18 protein-coding genes are annotated in these 22,307 nt (G+C 73.0%); 11 read left to right on the top strand and 7 right to left on the bottom strand.

Features of this window, described 5'->3' with window-relative positions; all coding sequences use genetic code 11:
• Nucleotides 1-36 precede the first annotated feature (36 nt).
• Nucleotides 37-702 (top strand): glycerol-3-phosphate acyltransferase, encoded by a 666-nt coding sequence (locus HS045_RS23780; protein ID WP_230884555.1) that lies wholly within the window; start codon nt 37-39, stop codon nt 700-702.
• Here the strand turns inward: HS045_RS23780 and HS045_RS23775 are convergent.
• From HS045_RS23775 to HS045_RS23760, 4 genes are all read right to left on the bottom strand, one after another.
• The gene (locus tag HS045_RS23775) at nt 650-1,990 is read right to left on the bottom strand and encodes a glycosyltransferase family 2 protein (protein ID WP_307827669.1); all 1,341 of its coding nucleotides are present in this window, start codon (nt 1,988-1,990) and stop codon (nt 650-652) included. The genes HS045_RS23780 and HS045_RS23775 overlap by 53 nt on opposite strands.
• A complete protein-coding gene (locus HS045_RS23770) occupies nt 1,987-3,426 on the bottom strand; it encodes an NAD(P)/FAD-dependent oxidoreductase (protein WP_230884554.1) in 1,440 nt (479 codons plus the stop codon). The genes HS045_RS23775 and HS045_RS23770 overlap by 4 nt, the downstream gene beginning before the upstream one ends.
• Entirely contained in the window at nt 3,414-4,175 is a 762-nt protein-coding gene (locus HS045_RS23765; RefSeq protein ID WP_307827668.1) for a carotenoid biosynthesis protein, read from the bottom strand. Before HS045_RS23765 ends, HS045_RS23770 begins: the two co-directional genes overlap by 13 nt.
• Before the next feature lie 240 nt (nt 4,176-4,415).
• Nucleotides 4,416-4,823 carry an SHOCT domain-containing protein gene (locus HS045_RS23760; protein WP_196453601.1) on the bottom strand — a complete coding sequence of 136 codons (408 nt, stop codon included), beginning with the start codon at nt 4,821-4,823 and terminating at the stop codon, nt 4,416-4,418.
• Nucleotides 4,824-5,241: 418 nt separating this feature from the next.
• Here HS045_RS23760 and HS045_RS23755 point away from each other — a divergent pair, with 418 nt between their 5' ends.
• Both HS045_RS23755 and HS045_RS23750 read left to right on the top strand, forming a co-directional pair.
• A complete protein-coding gene (locus HS045_RS23755; protein ID WP_196453600.1) occupies nt 5,242-6,480 on the top strand; it encodes a cation:proton antiporter in 1,239 nt (412 codons plus the stop codon).
• 193 nt (nt 6,481-6,673) lie between these two features.
• Nucleotides 6,674-7,846: an AI-2E family transporter gene (locus tag HS045_RS23750; protein ID WP_230884553.1), complete on the top strand. Its 1,173-nt coding sequence runs from the start codon at nt 6,674-6,676 to the stop codon at nt 7,844-7,846.
• Between the two features lie 90 nt (nt 7,847-7,936).
• Here the strand turns inward: HS045_RS23750 and HS045_RS23745 are convergent, their stop codons facing one another.
• Nucleotides 7,937-8,122, bottom strand: coding sequence for a hypothetical protein (locus HS045_RS23745; protein ID WP_196453599.1), 186 nt, complete (start codon nt 8,120-8,122; stop codon nt 7,937-7,939).
• 156 nt (nt 8,123-8,278) lie between these two features.
• Nucleotides 8,279-8,797, bottom strand: coding sequence for a hypothetical protein (locus HS045_RS23740; RefSeq protein ID WP_196453598.1), 519 nt, complete (start codon nt 8,795-8,797; stop codon nt 8,279-8,281).
• 834 nt (nt 8,798-9,631) lie between these two features.
• Here HS045_RS23740 and HS045_RS23735 point away from each other — a divergent pair.
• The 3 genes from HS045_RS23735 (at nt 9,632) to HS045_RS23725 (ending at nt 12,384) form a co-directional block, all read left to right on the top strand.
• Complete coding sequence (locus HS045_RS23735; protein ID WP_196453597.1) at nt 9,632-10,126, top strand: DUF1269 domain-containing protein; 495 nt, start codon at nt 9,632-9,634, stop codon at nt 10,124-10,126.
• A gap of 176 nt (nt 10,127-10,302) precedes the next feature.
• Nucleotides 10,303-10,800, top strand: a complete 498-nt coding sequence (locus tag HS045_RS23730) for a hypothetical protein (protein ID WP_196453596.1) — start codon at nt 10,303-10,305, stop codon at nt 10,798-10,800.
• A gap of 198 nt (nt 10,801-10,998) precedes the next feature.
• Nucleotides 10,999-12,384: an MFS transporter gene (locus HS045_RS23725; RefSeq protein ID WP_196453595.1), complete on the top strand. Its 1,386-nt coding sequence runs from the start codon at nt 10,999-11,001 to the stop codon at nt 12,382-12,384.
• Between the two features lie 30 nt (nt 12,385-12,414).
• On the opposite strand, the gene HS045_RS23720 is transcribed toward HS045_RS23725, so the two are convergent.
• On the bottom strand, nt 12,415-14,265 hold the full coding sequence (locus HS045_RS23720; RefSeq protein ID WP_196453594.1) for a glycoside hydrolase family 15 protein: 1,851 nt from the start codon (nt 14,263-14,265) through the stop codon (nt 12,415-12,417).
• Nucleotides 14,266-14,545: 280 nt separating this feature from the next.
• Here HS045_RS23720 and HS045_RS23715 point away from each other — a divergent pair, with 280 nt between their 5' ends.
• From HS045_RS23715 to HS045_RS23695, 5 genes are all read left to right on the top strand, one after another.
• Complete coding sequence (locus HS045_RS23715) at nt 14,546-17,413, top strand: cation-transporting P-type ATPase (protein WP_196453593.1); 2,868 nt, start codon at nt 14,546-14,548, stop codon at nt 17,411-17,413.
• A gap of 30 nt (nt 17,414-17,443) precedes the next feature.
• A complete protein-coding gene (locus tag HS045_RS23710) occupies nt 17,444-17,962 on the top strand; it encodes a MaoC family dehydratase (RefSeq protein ID WP_196453592.1) in 519 nt (172 codons plus the stop codon).
• A gap of 46 nt (nt 17,963-18,008) precedes the next feature.
• Entirely contained in the window at nt 18,009-19,169 is a 1,161-nt protein-coding gene (locus HS045_RS23705) for an acyl-CoA dehydrogenase family protein (RefSeq protein WP_196453591.1), read from the top strand.
• 114 nt (nt 19,170-19,283) lie between these two features.
• Nucleotides 19,284-19,835, top strand: a complete 552-nt coding sequence (locus HS045_RS23700) for a TetR/AcrR family transcriptional regulator (RefSeq protein WP_196453590.1) — start codon at nt 19,284-19,286, stop codon at nt 19,833-19,835.
• 109 nt (nt 19,836-19,944) lie between these two features.
• On the top strand, nt 19,945-22,218 hold the full coding sequence (locus HS045_RS23695) for an MMPL family transporter (protein WP_196453589.1): 2,274 nt from the start codon (nt 19,945-19,947) through the stop codon (nt 22,216-22,218).
• Nucleotides 22,219-22,307 lie beyond the last annotated feature (89 nt).

The raw sequence follows: 22,307 nt of genomic DNA, 5'->3' as shown, positions 1-22,307 counted from the left end.
CCCAGATCCGCGTACCTGACGAGGTGGAACGAGGCGATGCTTCCCGTGCCCCTACTCCTGCCGCTACCGCTGCCCCCGACTCCGTCCCTGCTCTCGTCCCCGCTGCTGCCCGTGTGCGTGGCCGTCATCGGCGGCTACCTCCTCGGGTCCGTGCCGGTCGCGGTGCTCGTCGCCCGCGCGCACGGCTTCGACCCGCGCGCGGTCGGCGACCGCAACCCGGGCTTCTGGAACATGAAGGAGCAGCTCGGCGGGCGGGCCGCCGCGCCGGTCTTCGCCGGTGACATGCTCAAGGGAGCCCTCGCCGGGCTGCTCGCCCTGTGGGCGAGCGGCGGGCACACGGCGGGGTTCGGCGCGGTCGCCGCCGGCAGCGCCGTCCCGGTGTACCTCGCCGTGGCGGCGGCGATGGCCGGGCACGCCTGGCCGGTGTTCGCCGGGTTCCGCGGCGGGCGCTCGATCCTCGCCTTCGCGGGCGGCTTCGCGGTCGTCTGCCCGCCCGCGTTCCTGCTGGGCCTCGCCGTCCTGGCCGCCACCGCCCTGGCCACCCGCTCCTTCGCGATCGGGGCGCGGGCCGGGGTGTTCGCCCTCCCGCTGCTGCAGCTGCCGTTCGCGCCGGCGGTGTACGTGGCCGGGACCGGCGCGCTGATGTGCCTCATCGGGCTGCGCTTCGGCCAGGCCGCGCAGGCCGCCCGCCGCCCGTCGTGACCGTTCCGGGCCGCCCGCTCCCCGGCTCGGCGACCGCCGGGCCGCCGCCGGAGGCGGCCGAGGGGGCGGGGAGGGCTTCCGCGGCCGACGCCGGATAGGACCGGCCCCGCCAGGTGCGCACGGGCCGCAGGGTCGCCGCGGTCAGCCGGAAGACCGCCGGCGGGTCCAGCAGGGGGGAGAGCAGCGTGCCGGGCCCCGGCCGGGTGTAGCTGCCGCGCAGCGCCCCGGCCAGCAGCAGCCGGACCGCCAGCAGCGCCAGATCGAGCCGGGTGGGCCGACCGGCCGCCAGCCGGACCGCCGGCAGCGCGGCGGTGAGCCAGAGCACCGCCAGGTCGGCCGCCTGCCGGCCCGGAGAGGTGACGTCCCGCAGCGGGAGCGAGCGGCCCCACTCCCGCCACACCTCGGCCGCGGACTCGTGCATGTCGACCTCCAGCAGTCCGCCCGCGTCCAGGAAGCCCACCGCCCAGCCGTCCGCCGCCAGGGTCCTGGCCAGCGCCACGTCGTCGGTGAGGTGCCCGCGGATCCGGGTGAACCCGTCGGCGGCCAGCATCGCCGTACGGCGGAAGGCCGTGCACTGGCCGTTGGCCACCACCCGGTGCGGGGGCGGCGGGGAGGACGGGCCGATCGGGCCGAACCGGTAGACGAGCGTGGCCAGGAAGGCGGAGTGCAGCGCCTGCTCGGCGATCCCGTCGCAGATGAACCGGGGGCCCACGGTGACCAGGTCGTAGGAGTCCAGGGCCGCCGCCACCGCCCCGAAAAGGCCGGGCGCGGGACGCGCGTCGGCGTCGAGGGTGACCACGACGTCGCCGAGGGCCGCCTCGGTCCCGTGCCGCAGCGCCCACTGCTTGCCCACCCAGCCCGCCGGCAGGGGCGGGGCGGCCAGGACCTTCGCGCCGAGGCCGGCGGCCAGCCGCGCCGTGCCGTCGCAGGAACCGTCGTCGACCACCACGACCTCCGCGACGGCCGGGTCGGCGAGCGCCGCCGTCAGGCACGGCCCGATGCGGTGCTCCTCGTCGCGGGCCGGGACCACCACGGAGATGCGCGGGCCGGTTGCGGGACCGTCTCCGGGAGCGGTTGCGGGAGCGGTCGGGGGGGAGAGCGGGGGGAGCCGCGTGCGCCCGCGCGCCAGCCGTACGGCGACGGCGGCCGCGGCGGCGGCCTGGCACGCGGTGAGCACCGCGAGCGCGGTCCGGACCGGACCCCGGCGGCCGGGCCGCGCGATGGACCGGGTGGCCGCGGCGAGGGCGGGGAGCGGGACGGCGGGCCGGGGGCCGGTGGGCCGGGTCACCGGGGGAAATCCTCGGCCACCAGCGACGCCACGATGCGCCCGCCCATCGCCACCAGCGGCAGCCCGCCGCCGGGGTGCGCCGAGCCGCCCACCAGGTACAGGCCGCGCAGCGGTCCCCGGTTGCCGGGGCGGCGCAGCGGGGCCAGCGGCCCGCCGTGGGCGCCGCCGTAGATCGCCCCGCCCCAGGCGCCGTAGCGGTCGCGCAGGTCGGCGGGGGTGAGCAGGTCCACGAAGCGGAGCCGGCCCGACAGGTCGAGGCCCCGGTCGGCCAGGCGCTCCAGCACCAGGTCCTGGTAAGCGCGCGGGGACATCGGCCAGCGACCCGGGTCACGGGCCGGGACGTTGACCAGCATGGTCCAGTTCTCGCAGCCCTCCGGCGCCTGCGACGGGTCGTCCACCGCCGAGCAGCCGACGTAGACGGTCGGGTCCTCCGGCGGGCGCCGCCGGTCGAAGAGGTCGGCGAACTCCCGCTCGTAGTCGGCGGAGAACAGCACCGTGTGGTGGGCCAGTCCTTCGGTCCGCCCCTCGACCCCGGCCATCATCAGGAACGCCGAGGAGGACAGGCCGAGCGAGGCGATCCGCCGCAGCCGCCGCCGGTCGGGCAGCAGCCGCCCGTAGAGCGCCGCCGCGTCGGTGTTGGCGACCACGACCGCGGCGTGCTCGCGCTCGCCGGAGGCCAGCCGTACGCCCCGCACCCGGCCGCGGCCGGTGAGCACCTCGGCGACCTCGGAACCGAGGACGACCTCCACCCCGGCCTTCTCCAGGGTCGCGGCCAGGGCGTCGGCGAGGCGGGGCAGCCCGCCCGCCACGTACCAGCCGCCCTCGCCGTGCTCGATCGCGGGCACGCAGGCCAGCGCGGCGGGCGCCCGGTAGGGGCTGGAGCCGGCGTAGGTGGCGTAGCGGCCGGCGTACTGCAGCAGGCGCGGGTCGGTGAAGAACCGCCGGGCCAGCCCGTGCAGGGTCCGGCCGGGCGCGACCGCCGCCAGGTCGGACAGGCGCCCGCGCGGCGCGGACCGCGACAGGGAGACCGGCGGCCCGGTGAAGAAGCTGCGCGCCGACGCCTCGTAGCACCGCCGCGCCCAGGCGTGGAACGCCCGCCAGCCGGCCCCCTGGCCCGGCGCGAGCCGCTCCACGGCCTCGGCCATCCGCTCCGGGTCGCGGGGCGCCGTCAGCACCGAGCCGTCGGCGAAGCGGTAGCGGCACAGCTCGCGCGGCTCCACCAGGTCCAGCTCCAGCCCCAGGCCGGTGAACAGGTCCGGCAGGGTCAGCAGGGACGGCCCGGCGGAGAAGGCGAAGCCGTCGCGCCGGTGCTCGGCGAGCTTGCCGCCCAGCCGGGGCAGCCGCTCGTGGAGCCGGACCCGGTGCCCCTCGCGGGCCAGCAGCAGCGCGGCGACCATCCCTCCGACGCCGCCTCCGATCACGATCACTTCCGCCATCGACGCCTCCAGGCGAGCAGGACGAACACACCCATGCCGATCCCCCCGGCGGCGGCGACCAGCGGATCGGGCGGGTCGAAGACCGCCGCGAAGCCGATCGTCTCCATGACCGCCATCACCGTGTACAGCGCGGCCAGGCCGGCGCTGCGCGCCGCCGGGTCCGGAAGGCAGGACTCGATCAGCACCATGACCAGCAGCGACACGGCCAGCCACCCGGCGAAGTTGCCGAGCGGGACGCCCCGGTAGGGGCCGGGCTCGTGCCAGACCCACAGGCCCAGCCGGATCATCTGCGGGTCCAGGAACAGGTCCCACGCGGTGAGCGCCGCCGCGCCCAGCACGACGCGGGCCGCCCGGCTCCCCGGTGCCGCCGCCGAGGCCGCCGCGTGGGCCGCCAGGCCCATCCCGCCCCAGGCCAGCGCGACGATCACCGGGACGCCGCCGGGCTGCGGCTGGAGCAGGCCGGTGTAGTGGTACTCGCCGAACGGCAGCCCGGTCCGCGTGCCGACCCACTCCGCGGCGTAGCCGGCCGCGACGGCGGCGGCGAAGGCCGCGGCCGCCCGGGGGAGGGTGTGGACCGCCGCGGCGAAGGCGAGCGCGGACGCCGCCAGCAGCAGCACGACCACGCTGGTGAGCAGGATCGGCCGCGGCTGCAGCCCGGTCACCACCTGCGCCGCCACCATGGCGGCCAGCAGCGCCGCCCCGGCCCGGCCCAGCGCGGCGGGCGCGGCGGGAATCCCTGTCGCGGTCACCGCCCGCCCTCCTCCGCTCCCGGCCACCCGTACGCGTCCCCCACGGAGACTCCTTCGAGTGGTTCTCTCCTCCCGGACGCATTTCGCACCCCCTCGGCGGATCCTCTTGAGGAGGACCTTCGGAGAGCCGCGGCAGGAGGGCCTTCGGAGAGTCGCGGCGGAAGAGGGGAAGAGGGGCGGCGGAAGAGGGGAACGGACTCCGGCCGCCCGGTCACGCCGGACGGGAACGCCCGGTCACGCTCACACCCCGGCGAGGACCTTGGACTTGGCCTGCTCGTACTCGTCGCCGGTGATGTCGCCTCGGCGCTTCAGATCGGCGAGCCTGACCAGCTCGTCGGCGGTGCCCGACCCGGCGGCCCCCGATTCGGCGGCGGTCTCGCGCACGTAGGAGCGGAAGGCCTCCTGACTCGCCCGCAGCCGCGCCATCTCGCGTTCGCCCATGCCCCTGCCCCGGGCGATCAGGTAGACGAGCACCCCGGCGAAGGGCAGGAGCACCAGCACGACGGTCCAGCCGGTCTTGCCCCATCCGCCGACGGTGTCGTCGCGGAACAGGTCGCCGATGATCCGGAAGAGCAGCATGAACCAGAGGATCCACATGAAGAACATGAACATGGTCCAGAAGAGGTCGAGAAGAGGGTAGTCGTCCATAGCCGTATTCCTCCCAGTCGTACCTTTCGGATGATTCGCCGGATCGCCGACCATGGCTGCGCCCGCCTAGACATCTGTCTATTTTGCGAGCTTTATTGGTATATGCGTATTTCATACCCGCTCTCATAGGGCCCACCCCTGGACGGCCGACCGCTTCCGGTTTCCTGAAAAGGATCGACGGCCGGCCCGGTCCCCGGTGGGACGGCGGCTCTCCGGCGAGGCCGCACCCGCGCGTCCCGGCGGGTTCCGCATGTCGTTTTCGCACATCGGGCCGGGGTAGCACCACTGCGGGGTCGGCGCCTCCGGCGCATGGCGCCGGCACCGGTGCGCGTGGCCCTTTTCGAGGATCCGGGCGAACGGCCCGGCGGTCGGGGAGGCGGGGGCGGTCGGCGTCCGGCCGGAGGAGCGTTCCTTGGACATGACGGCGATATCGATCATCGCTGCGGTGATCTTCCTGTGGGGCGCCGTATCGGCCCGCCTCCGGCGCGCGGACCTGACCGCGCCGATCGTCTTCACCGCCACCGGATGGTCGTTCGCCCTCGGTGGCCTGGTCGATCCGCCGCCCGCGGCGGCGGAGGCGTTCAAGCCCCTGGTCGAGTTCACCCTGGTGTGGGTGCTGTTCTCCGACGCGGCCGGCGTCTCCCTCGACGGGGTACGTCGCGATCTCGGCAGGTATCTGCGGCTGCTGGCCGTCGGGCTGCCGTTGACCGTCCTCGCCGGATGGGCGCTGGCGGACTGGTGTTTCCCGCATCTCGGCATCTGGCTCGCCCTGCTGGTGGGGGCCGCGCTCGCGCCGACCGACGCCGCCCTCGGGCTTCCGATCGTCACGAACCCCTCGGTGCCGGCGAGCGTCCGCCAGGTGATCACCGTCGAGAGCGGTCTGAACGACGGCATCGTCACGCCCGTGGTCGTGTTCGCGCTCGCCGGCGCCGCCGCGGCCGGAGGGGCCGGAGGCGCACCCGGTCCGGGGGCGGCGCTCGCCGAACTGGGCATCGGGGTGGTCGTGGGGGCCGGCGCCGGGCTGGCCGGCGGGTGGTCGCTGAGGTGGACGCGCCGCCGGGGCTGGGCGGCCGGGGACTTCACCGGCATCGCCGTCCTCGCCCTGGCCCTCGTCGCCTATACGGCGTCCCTGAGCGTCCACGGGAACGGGTTCGTCGCGGCCTTCTGCGGAGGGCTCGCGTTCGGCGCCACGGCGGGGCGGCGCGGGCCCGCCGAACTGGTGTTCGTCGAGCAGGTCGGCAGCCTGGTATCGCTGCTCGTCTGGTTCGGCTTCGGCGCGCTCGCCGTTCCGATCGCGGTGGAGCGGGCGGGTCCCGCCACCGCGGCTTACGCGATCTTGAGCCTGACGCTTGTACGGATGGCGCCCGTGGCCGTGGCCTGCGCGCACGCCGGGCTGGACCGCGGCACCGTCCTGTTCATCGGATGGTTCGGTCCCCGGGGGCTCGCCTCGCTGGTCTTCGCGCTGCTCGCCGTCGAAGAGCTCGGGGCCGCCGCGGACGAGGCCGTCACCGTCATCGGCGTGACCGTCCTCATGAGCCTGCTCCTCCACGGCCTCAGCGCCGGCCCGCTGGCCTCGCGGTACCTGCGGTACCTGCGGCGCCTGCCGCACCCGCGGCTCGTCGCGGCCGTCGGGCGCGACGAGCCGACCGATCGGTAGATGCCGGGCTGAGGCGGCCGGTCCTTGTACGTTGAGCACGTCGTCCCTGCACGCCCGCCGCGGTCCAGGTCGCCGGCCCGACGGCGGGAGCGGACGGGAGACCGGCGTCCCCTCCTGCGCGTCCGACCGGACCTTCGACGTCCTCGTGCCGCGCCAGGCCGCAAGGAACGGACGCCGAGGTCCCTGGAGGGTCATGGAGAAGCCGACGGAGTCGCACCACGGGACGCCCGCGGTGCAGGTGCTGCTCTCGCCCGCGAATGTCTGGCGCGCCGGGCTCGCCCTGGCGGTCGTCATCGCCATGGTGCTCTTTCTGCGCTTCCTGCTCGCCGATGCGGGCTCGCTGATCGCCACGCTGGTGATGGCGTGGTTCATCTCCCTGGCCATGGAGCGCTCCGTGCGCCGCCTGTCCCGGCGGATGCCCCGGGGCAGGGCGGCACTGCTGGTGATGACGCTGTTCATCGTGGGATTCGGGGTCTTCCTCCTGCTGTTCGGCAGCCTGTTCGTGCAGCAGGTCGCGGTGTTGCTGAAGGCGCTTCCCGGGGTCATCACCGGTGCCGTCGACTGGCTCAACGCCCGGCTCGGCACGCGCTATGAGATCTCCGACATCCTGGACTCCCTCAATCTGACCCCGCAGCAGGCCGCCGAGTACGCGCAGGGCGCGCTCGGCGGTGTGCTGGGTCTGCTGGGGACGGTGACGGGGGCGGTGTTCAGCATGTTCACCCTGGTGCTGCTGACGTTCTACTTCTCGGCCGACGGGCCGGGGCTGCGCCGGTGGATCGCGCAGTTGCTGCCCGGCCGGTTCCAGCAGGTCTTCATCAGCGTCTGGGACGTGTCCACGATCAAGACCGGCGGGTACGTCTCCTCCCGGCTCATCCTGGCCGGCATCAACGGCACCGCCTCGGCCCTGGTGTTCCTGGCTCTCGGCATGCCGTCCTGGCTCGCGCTCGGGGCGTGGACGGGCCTGGTGGCCCAGCTCGTGCCCACCATCGGCACCTACATCTCCATCGCCCTGCCGGTGGTGGTGGGGCTGGTCTCCTCCCGGCCCTGGATCGGCCTGGCGGCGCTGGCCTGGGGGGTGCTGTACCAGCAGGTGGAGAACCTGACGCTGGAGCCGAAGATCAGCTCGCGGGCGGTGGACATCCATCCCGGGGTGTCCTTCGCGGCCGTGACCTTGGGAGCGTCGCTGTTCGGCGCCATGGGCGCGCTCCTGGCCATTCCCGTGGTCGCCATGCTGCTCTCGCTGGTCGACACGTTCGTCACCCGCCAGGACCTGCAGGAGGTCACGGCCGCCGGACCGGCCCCGCCGGCGGGGGAACGCCGACAGGCGCCGCCGGCGGAGGGGCGTCGGCAGGTTCCGCCGCAGTGACGCGGCCTTCACCTGCCCCGTGACCGCACCCGCCCCGTCACCGCACGCGGCCCGTCACCGCACGCGGCCCGTCCGCGGAAGCGGCGCGGCTCAGCCCTCGGCGGAGGCCTCCCAGTCGAGGCAGGGCCGCAGCGCGTGATGACGGTAGATCATGCCGACGGCCTCCGCTGCGGCCTGTGCGTACACGCCTTCTCCGGCGGGACCGCACAGGCAGTCCGCTGACTCCTCGTGCCCGAAGACGTCGTCGAGCGGCCGGATGTGGACGACCTTGTGCACCGCGTTCTCCCCTCACCTCACCTGGACCGAATGCATTTTAGGGGCATTTGTCCGTTTTGTGGTGAAAGGATCATGGGAATCGGTGCTTCCGTCGGCGGGCGACACGGGTGAGAGCCGGCTCTCACCCGTGTCCACGGGCGGCGAATCGCGGAGCGTCTACGGGACGGCGCGATCGCTGAACGACTTCATCTCCCTGCCGTGGACGGCCAGAGCGTAGATCACCAGGATGTCGATGGCGATGACGATCATCGACCAGAACGGGTAGGCGGGGAACCAGGCGAAGTTGACGAGCGCCTGGACGGCGGCGAGGAAGATCCCGACCGCGCGTCCCCACGTCTTGCCCGCCATGACGGCCGCGCCGGCGAGGGCGACGACCACGCCCATGGCCAGGTGGAACCAGCCCCAGGCCGTGTAGTTGACGGGAATCGCCAGGTCATTGGCGGTGACGAGGTAGAAGTCGGTGTTGAAGACGCCCACCAGGCCCATGAGCGCCTGGAGGGATCCCAGGACCAGCATCGTGATGCCGGCGAAGACGACCCAGCCGATCCAGTTGGTGGGTTCGGGTCCCGCCGCCACCGGCCGGACCTGCGCCGACTGCGCGTCCTGGTGCGCTTGGGACGGCGCTACGTGATCGCGCGACGCCTCCTTGGTCTGTCCGTAACGCGGATACTCCATGTTCCGCTCCCTCCGCACGGGAGTCCCGGGATCGCGGGCACAGTGCCCGCGCATGCCCTCCGGCCTCGTCCGTGCACTGTTCGGGGATTCAGCGGCCCGAGCGGCTCTGGTGCACGCCCGCCACCGCTCTTTCTCTCCCCCTGTACCCCTGAATCTACATATTCCTCACATACAGTGCTAAAAGCAGGCAAACAAGGAATTTCCTCGGCTTGAGGTCGGGTCCGCTGCCGCCGGGTACCCGGCCGGAGCCGCGGCGGACCGGGGGGCCGGGAGATCCGGCTCGCGGCGGTCGGCGCCGATCGCGGGCGCGGACACGCAACCCACGGCATCCCGTCGGCTTCCATGTCGCACGTTGAAGATGGACGAATCGGACGATTTCCCGGTTGTCATGCCGCAACCCCGGTGATTCACAAGGGAGGGCATTGTTTTGTTCTGCGGATCACGTGTGCCCGGGAAGGGTGGAGAACGCCGGATCGCCTGAAGGGTGCACGGATCTTCATCATGGAGTGTTTTTGCCCGTCCGCGGTGATCGCCTGATCGGGAAGAGGGGACCATCGAGAGCGATGAGGAAGGAGGGCCGGTACCGCCCCGCGGATGGACCGCATTCGGGGCCGCACGTCACCCGCACGTCACCCGCACGTCACTCGGTCGTGGCCGACGGCCTGCGACCTCATGACAGGCGGACATCGGCCTGCTCCGGACCACCGCCGGGCCGCTCCGTCCCGACGGCGACCCTTTCGGGAAGGACGGCCGCGGTTTCTCCATATATCAGAACCGGCCGCCCCGTCCGGGCGGCCGGTTCCTCACGAGGTAATGACCGGAAGGAAGAAATCAATGAGCAATCTCATCGCCATCTCCTACCCCGACGTCGCCACCGCCGCCGCGGTCCGCGACCGCCTGATCGACCTGCAGCGGCAGAACCTGATCACCATGGAGGACGTGGCCGTCGTCGAGCACCGGCCCGACGGAAAGATCAAGCTCCACCAGAGCGTCGGCATGACCGGTCTGGGCGCGGCCAGCGGTGCGTTGTGGGGCAGCCTGATCGGACTGCTGTTCTTCATGCCGCTCTTCGGCATGGCGCTGGGCGCCGCCGCCGGGGCGGCCGGCGGTTCCATGACCGACGCCGGGGTCAACGACGACTTCATGCGGCAGCTCTCCGCCAGATTGGAGCCCGGCATGGCCGCGCTGTTCGTCCTGGTCGTGCAGAGCACTCCGGACAAGGTCATCCCGGCGATCCGGGAGTACGGCGGGCACGTCCTCCAGACGTCGCTCAGCCGCGAGGAGGAGACGCACCTGCGCGAGGCGATGGAGGGGATCGGCGCCCGTTAGCCGGGAACGCCGCGGGCAGGCGCCGGCACGCCCCGTATCCGGCGACGCCGGAGCGACGACCGTCGCCGCCGCCTCGGAGGGGGCCCGAGCCGCGGGGGAGCCGACCCGGACCACCGCGGAGCGCGGAGCCCGGAAGCCCTCCGCCGGTGACCGGTCCGGTCGCTACGGGAGCCAGCATGGAAATGACGTCCGATCCGGCCGGCGAGGCCCACAAGGACTACACCGGCGCCGTCTACGGATCGCTGCTCGCCGCCTCCGTGGTGGTCGGCGCCGGAACGCTCGGCAGGTTCCCCCGGCTGGAGATGATCGTCCTTCTGGTGGGCACCGGCATCGTGTTCTGGGCCACCCATGTGTACGCCCGCCTGTTCGGCGCCCGCCTGGCCTTCCACGGTCTGAAGACGGCCGATGTCCGCCGGGCGTGCGCGGAGGAATGGCCGATCGTGAAGGCGGCCGTCCCGCCGGCCGTCGCGGTGGCCGTCGGCCCGGTGCTGGGCCTCGGGGCGCAGGGCACCGGATGGCTGGCCCTCACGGTCGCCGTGGCCGGTCAGGTCGGCTGGGCGGCCGTCGCCGCAGTGAAGATCGGCGCCCCGCCCCGGATGGTGGTGATCACGAGCGTGGTCAACCTGCTGCTCGGACTGGTCATGGTGGCGTTGAAGGCCGCGCTCCATCATTGACCGCGAAGGCAGGGTGACTGTGCATTCCTCAAGGTTCGTGCGGAAAAGGCGTGCGGTCTCCCCGGACTGCGAGACGGACGTGGCGGAAAGACGTTTTCAACGTGCATCGCGAGGAACGCCGGGCGTGCCCGGCGGGCGGGCGGACGGCTCGCCTCCTGCGGGGGCCACGCGGCGCGCGGCCGGTGGGGAGGACGGACGATGACCGGGACCTCCGCCGCCCGAGGCGCGCCCGCCTCCTCGCGGAGGCCGTTGGCGCCGCTCGCCCTCGCCCAGTTCGTCTGCAGCTTCGCGGGCTCGAACATGAACGTGATGATCAATGACATCAGCCGGGATCTGGACACGACGGTCAAGGGCGTGCAGGGCACGATCACGCTGTTCCTGCTGATCATGGCGGTGCTGATGATCCCCGGCAGCAAGCTGACCGACCGCTGGGGCCGCAAGCGATGCTTCCTCGCAGGTCTCATGCTTTACGGCGTCGGTGCCCTGATCAGTGCGTTCTCCCCGACTCTGGGGGCGCTGGTCCTCGGCAACTCGGTGCTCGAGGGGGTGGGGACGGCGCTGCTGATCCCGCCCGTCTACATCCTGGCGACGATGGCGTTCGACGATCTCCCCGCCCGTGCCCGGGCCTTCGGAGTGATCAGCGGGATGGGCGGCGTCGGGGCGGCGGCAGGCCCGCTGATCGGGGGATTCATCGCGACGGCGATCAGTTGGCGGGCGGCCTTCCTCTTCCAGGCGGCGGTCATCGCGGTGATCATCTTCCTCAGCCGCCGGATCGTCGATCCCGTGGCGCCGGATCCCGCGCGTCCTTTCGACGGCGTCGGGGCGGTGCTGTCGGCGGCCGGGATGTTCTTCGTGGTGTTCGGGATCCTCCAGGCGGGCAGCGACACCGCGCTGACGGCGGCGCTCCTCGCCGCCGGGGCCGTCTTCCTGATCTGGTTCTTCCTGCACATCCGCTCCCGGGAGCGTGCGGGCAAGGAGCCGCTGCTGACGATGGGGCTGTTCCGCGACCGCACGTCCGATCTCGGCCTGGTCACCCAGAACATGCAGTGGCTGATCCTCATGGGGACGTCGTTCGTCGTCGCGGTCTTCCTCCAGACGGTCCGCGGGTACAACGCGATCGAAACGGGCGTCGTCTTCACCGCGGCGACCGTGGGCGTCCTGCTCACGTCGCTGGCCGCGGAGCGGCTCGCCCGGAAGCACACGCAGAAGGCCCTGATCTCGGCGGGCTTCGTCATGACCATGACGGGGATCGCGGTGCTGCTCGTCCTGGTCGGGGCGTCGTCGCGGGTCGTCGCCTTCGCGCCGGGACTGCTGCTGATCGGCCTGGGCGTGGGGGTGATGCTGACCCCGTCGGTCAACGTCGTGCAGTCGAGCTTCCCGGAGGAGCTGCAGGGCGAGATCTCCGGGCTGTCGCGAAGCGTCTCCAACCTCGGCTCATCGTTCGGCACGGCGATCGCCGGCACGATCCTCGTCTCCGGGCCGGCCGGGGGGAACCGCTCCTACGCTCTGGCCATGGTCGCTCTGGCGGTCTTCGCCCTGGTGGGCCTCGCCGCCGCCGCCCGCCTTCCCGCCGATTCGACCTGAACCCGCTCTCCCGGTCCGCCGCCGTACGGCCTATCGTCCGCCCGTTCCGGCGGGGTCGAGCTGCTCGTCGAGGGCGATGGCCGCGGCGATGAGCGCCAGGTGGGTGAAGGCCTGCGGGAAGTTGCCGAGCTGTTCGCCCGACGGGCCGATCTCCTCGGCGAACAGGCCGACGTGGTTGGCGTAGGTGAGCATCTTGTCGAAGGCGTAGCGGGCCTGCCGCAGCCGTCCGGCACGGGCGAGGGCCTCGACGTAGAGGAAGCTGCACAGGTTGAAGGTCCCCTCGGAGCCGCGCAGCCCGTCCGGGGAGGCGGCGGGGTCGTAGCGGTAGACGAGGCTGTCGCTGACCAGTTCGCCGTCCATGGCGTCGAGGGTGCTCAGCCAGGCCGGGTCGCGGGGGGAGATGAACCCGACGCGGGGCATGAGCAGGAGCGAGGCGTCCAGCACGTCGGTGGCGTAGTGCTGGACGAAGGCCCGCCGCCGCGGATTCCAGCCGCGGTCGACGATCTGGTCGAAGACGGTGTCGCGGACGCCCGTCCAGCGGGCGAGGTCGGCGGGGCGGGAGCAGGCGGTGGCCATGCGGATGCCGCGGTCGAAGGCGACCCAGGTCATCAGACGGCTGTAGGTGAACTCCTGACGTCCGCCGCGGGTCTCCCAGATGCCCTCGTCGGGGCGGTCCCAGGCGTCGGACAGCCAGTCCAGCAGGCCGGCGAAGGAGCGCCAGCCGTGGATGCCCCCGATCTCCCGGGCCTGGGCCAGGGCGTCGGCGGCCTCGCCGTAGATGTCGAGCTGGAGCTGGTCGGCGGCGGCGTTGCCGGCCCGGACCGGCGCGGACTTCCGGTAGCCCTCCAGATGGCCGAGGACCTCCTCGGTCAGGTAGGGGTCTCCGTCGACCCGGTACATGATCTGCAGCGGCTCGCCCGAGACGGTGCCGCCGGCCTCGACGCGCTCGCGCAGCCAGGTGCGGAAGGCCTGGGCCTCCTCGGCGAACCCGAGGTCGATCAGGGCGCGGACCGACAGGGAGGCGTCGCGGATCCAGGTGTAGCGGTAGTCCCAGTTGCGCTCCCCGCCGATCTGTTCCGGCAGGCCCATGGTGGCGGCGGCGATCGGCGCGCCGGTGGGCGCGTAGGTGAGCAGCTTGAGGGTGATCGCCGAGCGGTTGACCATCTCCTGCCAGCGGCCGCGGTACCGGGAGGCGCGCAGCCAGTCGAGCCAGAAGGCGTGGCAGGCGTCGATGCTGTCGCGCACCTCGTCGGCGGTCAGGGGGGCCGCGGGGCGGTGGCCGCCGCTGTCGGTGGTCAAGGCGACGGCGGCCGTCTCGCCGGCCCGCAGGGTGAAGTCGGCGATGACGTCCTCGCCGTCCGGGCGCAGCCTGACGGGCGCGGTGGCCTGCACGTGGAGGTCCGTACCGGGGCCGTGGAAGAGGGCGGATCCGTCGTCGAGGAGGGCGAGGGCGTGCGGCGCCCGCCCGTAGTCGAAGCGGGGGCGGCAGACGAGCGTGAAGGGCAGGCTGCCGCGGACCACCCGGGCGACCCGCACCAGGCGGTGCCGCGCGGAGGGCGTGGCGGAGGGGTCGGGCACCATGAAGTCGGCGACCTCGCCGACGCCGCCGGGCGCCATGAAGCGGGTGACGAGGATGGCGGTGTCGGGCAGGTAGAGCTGCCGGACGGTCGCCCCGGCGATGCGGTCCACGTCGGCGGCGAGCCGGCAGTGCCCGCCGCGCTCGCTGTCGAGGAGGGAGGCGAACAGGCTCGGCGCGTCGAACCGGGGCGTGCACCACCAGTCGACGGTGCCCGTCCCGGAGACGAGCGCGGCGGTCTGCAGGTCTCCGATCATGCCGTGGTCCGCGATCTGCGGGTAGCCGTTCTGCGGGTGGCCGTTCATGGGTTCCTCCGTGTTCGCCGGGTGTGCCGGGCGACCGCCTCCGGACGTGACGGGCGCACGTCGCCGGGGGGACGGAGCAGCTGTTCCAAGGCTAACCTCCGGGCGCGCCGCGGAACCGCCCCGGGGTGACGGCCGGTCGCCGCACACCCGGAGGAACATGGTCAGAATCGTACAAAAGGGGCATTTATCCCATAACCTCTCCGAGGTGGTCGGGAGGAGGGGGACGTCCGACGGCGCCCGCCGTACGGGTCCACCGCACTTTTCCTGGAGGACGCAGGCCATGAGCAGGACGGATGTTCCGACGTTCCAGCGGCCCACGCCCGCCGCGTCGGCGGAGACCGACGGCGGGCCCGCCTGGCACCAGGCCGACACGGCGACCGTGGTCCGGGAGCTGGGCGTCCGACCGGACCGCGGCCTCAGCACGGAGGCCGCCCGCGAGCGCCTCCGGTCCCACGGTCCCAACAGGCTGGCCGCCCGCAAGAAGGAGTCCCTCCTGCAGGCGTGGCTGCGCCAGTACCGGGACTTCATGCAGCTCGTGCTGCTCGGGGCCGCGGTGATCAGCCTGCTCGTCACGGGCGACGTCGGGACGTCCGCGGTCCTCGCGGGGCTCACCGTCTTCAACGCGGTGATCGGCCTCCGCCAGGAGGCGAAGGCCGAGGAGGGGGTCAAGGCCCTCTCCCGGATGATGAAGACGGTCGCCCGGGTCCGCAGGGACGGCCAAGCCGTCGAGATCGACGCCGAGGAGCTCGTCCCGGGCGACGTGGTGCTGGTCGAGGCGGGCGACCGGATCCCGGCGGACGGCCGGATCTGCGTCGCCGCGGCGCTGGAGATCGAGGAGGCCGCCCTCACCGGCGAGAGCCTGCCGGCCGCCAAGGGGACCGATCCGACGGGGGGAGGGGACGTCCCGCTCGGCGACCGCACCTGCCTGGGGTACATGAACACCTCCGTCACCCGGGGGCGGGGCGAGCTGGTCGTCACCGCGACCGGGATGGACACCGAGATCGGCCACATCGCCGACCTGCTCGCCGGCACGGAAGCCGAGAAGACGCCGCTGCAGAAGCAGCTGGACGCGCTGTCGAAGATCATCGCAACGATCGCGGGAACGGCCCTCGCGCTGGTGGTCGTGCTCGGGCTGGTCCGCGGCAAGCCGTTCGACGTCCTGTTCGTCACGGGCGTGGCGCTGGCGGTCGCCGCGATCCCGACGGGGCTTCCGGCGGTCGTGACGGCGCTGCTGTCGATCGGCACCCGGGAGATCGCGCACCGGAACGCGATCATGAAGCGGCTGCCGGCGGTGGAGACGCTGGGCTCCACCTCGATGGTCTGCTCGGACAAGACGGGGACGCTGACGCTCAACAAGATGACGGCCCGGGAACTGGTGATCCCGGGCCGCAACCGGTTCACCGTGTCGGGGGAGGGCTACGGCACCGCCGGCGAGATCAAGCACGTCGGCGGGGAGCACCTCGACCTCGATCCGTACCTGCTGCCCATGATCCTGTGCGCGGACGCCGTCCTGGACGGCGAGAACCTGGTCGGGGACCCGACGGAGGGCGCACTGATCGTGCTGGCCGCCAAGGGCGGCCTGGACGTCGCGGACACGCGCGGCGCCTACCCCCGCGTCGGGGAGGTCCCCTTCGACGCCGACTACAAGTTCATGGCGACGTTCCACGCGATGACCGGCGCGAACGGGGAACCGGTCGTCCGCTGCTACGTCAAGGGCGCCCCCGACGTGCTCATCGCCCGCGGAACCTCCTACCGCGCCCCGGACGGATCACTGGTGCCGGTGACGGACCGGAACCGCCCGATCGCGCTGGAGGCGAACGACCGCATGGCCAGGGCGGGCGAGCGGGTGATGGTGGTGGCCCAGCGCGACCTCGATCCGGCGGCGTTCGACCCGCGCGGCGACCTCATCGGCCTGGTGCGGGACCTGACGCTGCTCGCGATGGTCGGGATCGTCGATCCGCCGCGGGCGGAGGCCGGGGCCGCGATCGCCGAGTGCAGGGAGGCCGGCATCCGGGTCCGGATGATCACCGGCGACCACGTGACGACCGCGGGCGCCATCGCCGCCGAGCTCGGCATTCCCGGCAGGGCCATCACCGGAGCCGAGTTCGCGGCGCTGACCGACGACGAGCTCCGCGAGCAGCTGGACGACATCGGAGTCATCGCGCGGGTGGCGCCGGAGGACAAGCTGCGGCTGGTCCGGCTGCTCAAGCAGACCGGCAACGTGGTGGCCATGACGGGCGACGGGGTGAACGACGCCCCCGCCCTGAAGGCGGCGGACATCGGGGTGGCGATGGGGATCACCGGCACCGAGGTGTCGAAGGAGGCCGCCGTGATGATCCTCACGGACGACAACTTCGCGACGATCGTCGGCGCCGTGGAGTACGGGCGCGCGCTCTACGACAACCTGCTGAAGTACCTGCGCTTCCAGATGTCGACCCTGGTCGCCTACATCGCGATCTTCATCGGCGCCGCCCTCTTCGGGATCGCCGGCGGCATCCCGCTCACCCCGCTGCAGATCCTGTGGGTGAACATGGTCGTGGACATCCCGGTCGCGATCGCCCTGGGGTTCGACGAGCCGACGCGCGGCCTGATGAGCCGCGCGCCCCGGCCGGTCGGCACGCCGGTCCTGTCCCGGGCGAACTGGGTCAGGCTGTGCGTCCAGGGGCTCGTCATGACGGCCGGGTCGCTGGCCGCCTACCGGATCGGCGAGAGCGGGTACGGCGCCGCCGCGGCCTCCACCGCGGCCTCCACCGCGGCCTCCACCGCGGCCTCCACCGCGGCCTCCACCGCGGCCTCCACCGCGGCCTCCACCATGCTCCTGACCACCCTCTCGCTCTTCCACGTCGCGGCCGGCCTGCTGGCGCGCGACCGGTTGAACACGATCTTCTCCCGCGCCGCCGTGCCCGGACCGACCCAGCTGCGCAGGTACGCCCTCGCGTCGGTCCTGATCGTCGCGGTCACCGAGATCGGGCTGCTGCAGCGCCTCTTCGGAACCACCGGCCTGAGCGTCGCCCAGTGGGGGACGTGCCTCGGGCTGGCGGCGGGTCTCGTCGTACTCGAAGAACTGATCAAGGTCGTCCTCCGGCGCCGCTCCCGGGCGGCGGCTCGGCCGGACAGGCCATTGACCGTGCAACGATCTGCCCGCTAGCGTCGAGGTCCCGCGACCCAGGGAGAGCGCGTGACCGTGCACGGACCCGGCCTCGGCCGGTACTACGAGGACTTCGTCGTCGGCGACGTCTACCGCCACCCGCTGGGCCGCACGATCAGCGAGGCCGACAACACCTGGTTCACCCTGCTGACGATGAACACCAACCAGAACCACTTCAACGTCCGCTTCGCCGAGCGGGCCCCGGTCGGCCGGATCATCGTCAACTCCGGGCTGACCGTGGCCGTCGTGCTGGGCCTGTCGGTCATCGACGTCAGCCAGAACGCGTCGATGAACCTCGGCTGGGACGAGATCCGGCTGACCCACCCGGTGTTCGTCGGCGACACGGTCTACGCCGAGTCGATCGTGCTGGAGACGCGGGAGTCGGCGTCGCGGCCCTACGCCGGGATCGTCGCCTGCCGCACCCGCGGCCTCAACCAGGACGGCGAGGAGATCATGTCCTGGCGGCGGAGCGTGATGGTCTACAAGCGCGACGCGCCCCACGACAAGGACCACTTCCCCGAGGCCAGGACCGGTCCGATGACGATCTGAGGACCGCGCCCGGCTTCCGCGCCACGACCGAAAGGACCTTCCAGGGGTGGACTTCGAGCTGAACGACGAGCAGCGGCTGTTCCAGCGGACCCTGCGGGAGTTCGTCGACTCCGAGATCACGCCGGTCGCCCCGGAGTGGGAGCGCACCGGCCGCTACCCGGCCGAGATCGTCGAACGGTTCCGGGAGCTGGGGCTGTTCGGCGTCACCGTCCCCGAGGAGTACGGCGGGCTGGCGCTGGACCGGGTCTCGTTCGCCCTGGTCTTCGAGGAGATCGCCCGCGGCTGGATGGGCGTGGCCGGGGTGCTCGGCTCGCACTCCCTGTCCGCGTGGATGATCGCCCGGTACGGGACCGAGGAGCAGCGGAAGGCCTACCTGCCGGACCTGGCCGCCGGCGCCCGCCGTACCGGGATCGCGCTGACCGAGCCGGGGGCGGGCACGGACCTGCAGGGCATCCGCACCCGCGCGGTCCGCGACGGCGACCACTACGTGATCAACGGCGTCAAGACGTGGATCACCAACGCCCGGCACGCCGACCCGATGCCCGTCCTGGTCAAGACCTCGGTCACCGAGCCCGCCCACCGCGGCATGTCCCTGATCCTCGTCGAGGCCGGCACCCCCGGCTACACCGTCGGGCGCGACCTGCCCAAGCTCGGCTACCGGGGCACCGAGACCTGCGAGGTCGTCCTCGACGACGTGCGCGTCCCGGCGTCGGCGCTGCTCGGCGGGGTGGAGGGCCGGGGCATGCAGCAGGCCCTGTCGGCGCTGGAGCTCGGCCGGATCAACATCGCCGCCCGCGCGGTCGGCGTCTCCCAGTGCGCCTACGACGCCGCGCTGGCCTACTCCCGCGAGCGCCACGCCTTCGGCAGGCCCATCTCCGACTTCCAGGCCGTCCAGCTCAAGCTCGCCGACATGGCCACCGAGATCCAGGCCGCCCGGCTGCTCACCTACTGGGCGGCGGTCCGCTCGGAGGGCGGCGCGGTGACCGCCGAGGCCGCGATGGCCAAGTACTTCGCCTCGGAGGTCGCGCTCCGCACGACCATGGAGGCCATGCGGGTGCACGGCGGCTACGGCTACTCCCAGGAGTTCGTCGTCGAGCGCCTCTACCGCGACGCGCCGCTCATGGCCATCGGCGAGGGCACCAACGACGTCCAGCGGATGGTCATCGCCCGCTCCCTCGTCGCGGGGGACGCGGTGGTCGGCTGGTGACCCGGGCGGGGACCCGGCGGGACGAAATGTGAGATAAACCACTCCCGAAAACTGTCCGATCGGTCAGGAACTGACCGATCGGACAGGCATTCTTGAGGAGGAGGTGGATCACCGATGTCTCGCAGCGCCCGCTCGGGCACCCGTGAGGAGATCCTGGACGCGGCGTCCCGGCTCTTCGCCGCGACCGGCTTCAAGGGCACCTCGCTCCAGGACATCGCCGGGGCGGTCGGCTGCTCCAAGGCCGCCCTGCTGTACCACTTCGACGGCAAGGACGCGATCCTCACCGAGCTGCTGGCGCCCGCGGTCGGGGCCTTCGAGGAGCTCGAGGCGCGGCTGGCGGCCCTCGACGACGGGGCCGTGCGGCTCGCGGCCGTCGAGGGGTTCGTGGACCTCGTGATGCGCTTCCGGCGGGAGGTCACCGTCCTGTACGGCGACCTGCCCGACCTGCTCCAGCGCCCGGCCTTCGCCGGGGTGCAGGAGATGAAGGACCGGCTCCTGGACGCCCTCGCCGGCCGTTCGCCGGCGCCCGCGGCCCGCGCCGCGGCGCTGATGGTGCTCGGCGGCGTCCCGGTCGTCTGCATGGAGCCGTGCGGGATCGGTGACGCCGAACTCCGCTCCGCCCTGGTCCGCGGCGCGGCGCGCGCCCTCGACCCCAGCGGCGTCTGACGGCGCCCTCGACCCCAGCGGCGTCCTGCGGCGCCTTCGACCCCGCCGGTGCCTGACGGCACCCCGATCACTCTCTCGTTCTTCCCGATATTTCCGACAAGGATGCTTCATGGCCACCCTGCTCTACCGGCTCGGCCGAGCCTCGTTCCGCCACCGGCGGACGGTCCTCGCCCTGTGGCTCGCCGTACTGGCCGCCCTCGGCGGCGCCGCGGTCGCCTTCATGGGCCCGACGGCCGGCAACTTCACGATGCCCGGGACCGAGTCGCAGCGCGCGCTCGACACCCTGGCCGAGCAGTTCCCGCAGGCCTCCGGGGCGACCGGCACCATCGTGGTCGCGGCGCCCCAGGGGCGGCAGCTGACCTCCGGACAGGACGGCGCGACCGTCCAGGCCCTGGTCAAGGAGGCCTCGGCGCTGCCCGGCGTGCTGGCCGCCCTCGACCCGTTCCAGACCAAGGCGGTCTCGCCGGACGGCCGGTACGCCCTGATCCAGGTGCAGTTCGCCGCCCGCGGCGACGAGGTCACCGACGCCCAGCGCGAGGCGTACGCGGAGGTGGGGGCCGCCGCCCGGGGCACCGGCCTGCAGGTGGAGGCCGGCGGTGAGGTCACCTCCGCCGAGCCGGAGATCGGCTCGACCGAGGCCCTCGGCGTCGCCGTCGCGGCCGTCGTCCTCATCATCACCTTCGGCTCCCTGGTGGCCGCCGGGATGACCATGCTCAACGCGCTCATCGGCGTCGGCGCCGGCATGGCCGGGCTGTTCGCCCTCAGCAGCGCGATCGAGCTGACCAGCACCGCCCCGGTCCTGGCCCTCATGCTCGGTCTGGCCGTCGGCATCGACTACTCGCTGTTCATCACCTCCCGGCACCGGCAGAACCTGGTGGACGGGCTGGAGCCCGAGGAGGCCGCCGCGCGCGCCGTCGGCACCGCCGGCTCGGCCGTCGTCTTCGCCGGCGCCACGGTGGTCATCGCGCTCGCGGGCCTGGCCGTGGTCGGCATCCCGTTCCTGACCGTGATGGGCCTGGCCGCCGCCGGCACCGTCGCCGTCGCCGTACTGGTGGCGATCACCCTGCAGCCCGCGCTGCTCGGCTTCGCCGGCCGCCGCATCCTGCCCCGCAGGCACCGCGCCGCCGCGCCGGAGACCGGCGGCGGCGCGGACGGCGGCGACGGCGGCGACGGCGGCGGCGACGGCGGTGAGGACGGCGGCGCGGACGGCGGCGACGGCGGTGAGGATGGCGGCGCGGACGGCGGGCGGCACCCCTTCGCCTTCCGCTGGGGGTACTTCGTCACCCACCACCGCCTGCCGTTCATCCTGGCCGGCGTGGTCGTCCTGGGCGCGCTGACCGTCCCCGCGGCGGGCATGCGCCTGGCGCTGCCCGACGCCGGCTCCGCGCCGGCCGGCTCCTCCGCGCGCCAGGCCTACGACCTGGTCAGCGAGGGCTTCGGCCCCGGCTTCAACGGCCGGCTGGTCGCCGTCGTCACGGCCGACTCCGCGCCGGCCGCGCAGCAGGCCGCGGTGCAGGCCGCCACCCTGATCCAGGGCACGCCCGGAGTCCTCGCCGCCGCCCCGCAGGGGTTCAGCGCCCAGGGCACCACCGCGCTGCTGACCGTGATCCCCAAGACCGGTCCGACCGACGCGGCCACCGAGACGATGGTCCACGAGATCCGCAAGCGGGTCGCCGGCGTCTCCGGCGCGAAGGTCGCGCTGACCGGCGTCACCGCGGTCGGCATCGACGTCTCCGAGAAGCTCTCGGACGCGCTCCCCGTCTACCTGCTGCTCGTCGTGGGCCTGTCCGTCCTGCTGCTGATGCTGGTCTTCCGCTCGGTGCTGGTGCCGGTCAAGGCGGCCCTCGGCTTCCTGCTCACCGTCGGCGCCACCTTCGGCATCACCGTCGCCATCTTCCAGGAGGGCCACCTGGCGGACCTGGTCGGCCTGGACCGGGCCGGTCCGCTGGTCAGCTTCCTGCCGATCCTGCTCATCGGCATCCTGTTCGGCCTCGCCATGGACTACCAGGTCTTCCTGGTCTCCCGGATGCGGGAGGACTTCGTGCACGGCGACACCGCCCGGCAGGCCACCGTCAACGGCATGGGCCACGGCGGGCGCGTGGTCACCGCCGCCGCGCTGATCATGATCGCCGTCTTCGGCGGCTTCGTGCTCATGGACGACCCGATCATCAAGTCGATGGGCTTCGCCCTGGCCCTCGGCGTCGCCGTCGACGCCTTCGTCGTCCGGATGACGATCGTGCCGGCCGTGATGTCCCTGCTCGGCGACAGCGCCTGGTGGCTGCCCCGCCGGCTGGACCGCGTCCTGCCCAACGTCGACATCGAGGGCGAGCAGCTCCGCGCCCACCTCGACCGGGAGGCGCCGAAGGTCACCGCGGGCGTCTGACCCGCGCGGCCGTACGGCCCTCTCGCGCGACCGCGTGACCGGTGACGTCCGGGACGGGACCGCGCGGGCGGCGCCGGCCGTACGGCCCT

The organism is Planomonospora sp. ID82291, assembly GCF_015711645.1.
Lineage (GTDB): Bacteria > Actinomycetota > Actinomycetes > Streptosporangiales > Streptosporangiaceae > Planomonospora.
This window is presented reverse-complemented; position numbering and strand designations above follow the sequence as displayed.

Excerpts from the sequence above, each read along its gene's own strand:
- HS045_RS23780 (WP_230884555.1), top strand. The coding sequence starts at position 37 with ATGCTTCCCGTGCCCCTACTCCTGCCGCTACCGCTGCCCCCGACTCCG.
- HS045_RS23770 (WP_230884554.1), bottom strand. The coding sequence starts at position 3,426 with ATGGCGGAAGTGATCGTGATCGGAGGCGGCGTCGGAGGGATGGTCGCC.
- HS045_RS23760 (WP_196453601.1), bottom strand. The coding sequence starts at position 4,823 with ATGGACGACTACCCTCTTCTCGACCTCTTCTGGACCATGTTCATGTTC.
- HS045_RS23755 (WP_196453600.1), top strand. The coding sequence starts at position 5,242 with ATGACGGCGATATCGATCATCGCTGCGGTGATCTTCCTGTGGGGCGCC.
- HS045_RS23750 (WP_230884553.1), top strand. The coding sequence starts at position 6,674 with ATGGAGAAGCCGACGGAGTCGCACCACGGGACGCCCGCGGTGCAGGTG.
- HS045_RS23740 (WP_196453598.1), bottom strand. The coding sequence starts at position 8,797 with ATGGAGTATCCGCGTTACGGACAGACCAAGGAGGCGTCGCGCGATCAC.
- HS045_RS23735 (WP_196453597.1), top strand. The coding sequence starts at position 9,632 with ATGAGCAATCTCATCGCCATCTCCTACCCCGACGTCGCCACCGCCGCC.
- HS045_RS23730 (WP_196453596.1), top strand. The coding sequence starts at position 10,303 with ATGGAAATGACGTCCGATCCGGCCGGCGAGGCCCACAAGGACTACACC.
- HS045_RS23725 (WP_196453595.1), top strand. The coding sequence starts at position 10,999 with ATGACCGGGACCTCCGCCGCCCGAGGCGCGCCCGCCTCCTCGCGGAGG.
- HS045_RS23720 (WP_196453594.1), bottom strand. The coding sequence starts at position 14,265 with ATGAACGGCCACCCGCAGAACGGCTACCCGCAGATCGCGGACCACGGC.
- HS045_RS23715 (WP_196453593.1), top strand. The coding sequence starts at position 14,546 with ATGAGCAGGACGGATGTTCCGACGTTCCAGCGGCCCACGCCCGCCGCG.
- HS045_RS23700 (WP_196453590.1), top strand. The coding sequence starts at position 19,284 with ATGTCTCGCAGCGCCCGCTCGGGCACCCGTGAGGAGATCCTGGACGCG.
- HS045_RS23695 (WP_196453589.1), top strand. The coding sequence starts at position 19,945 with ATGGCCACCCTGCTCTACCGGCTCGGCCGAGCCTCGTTCCGCCACCGG.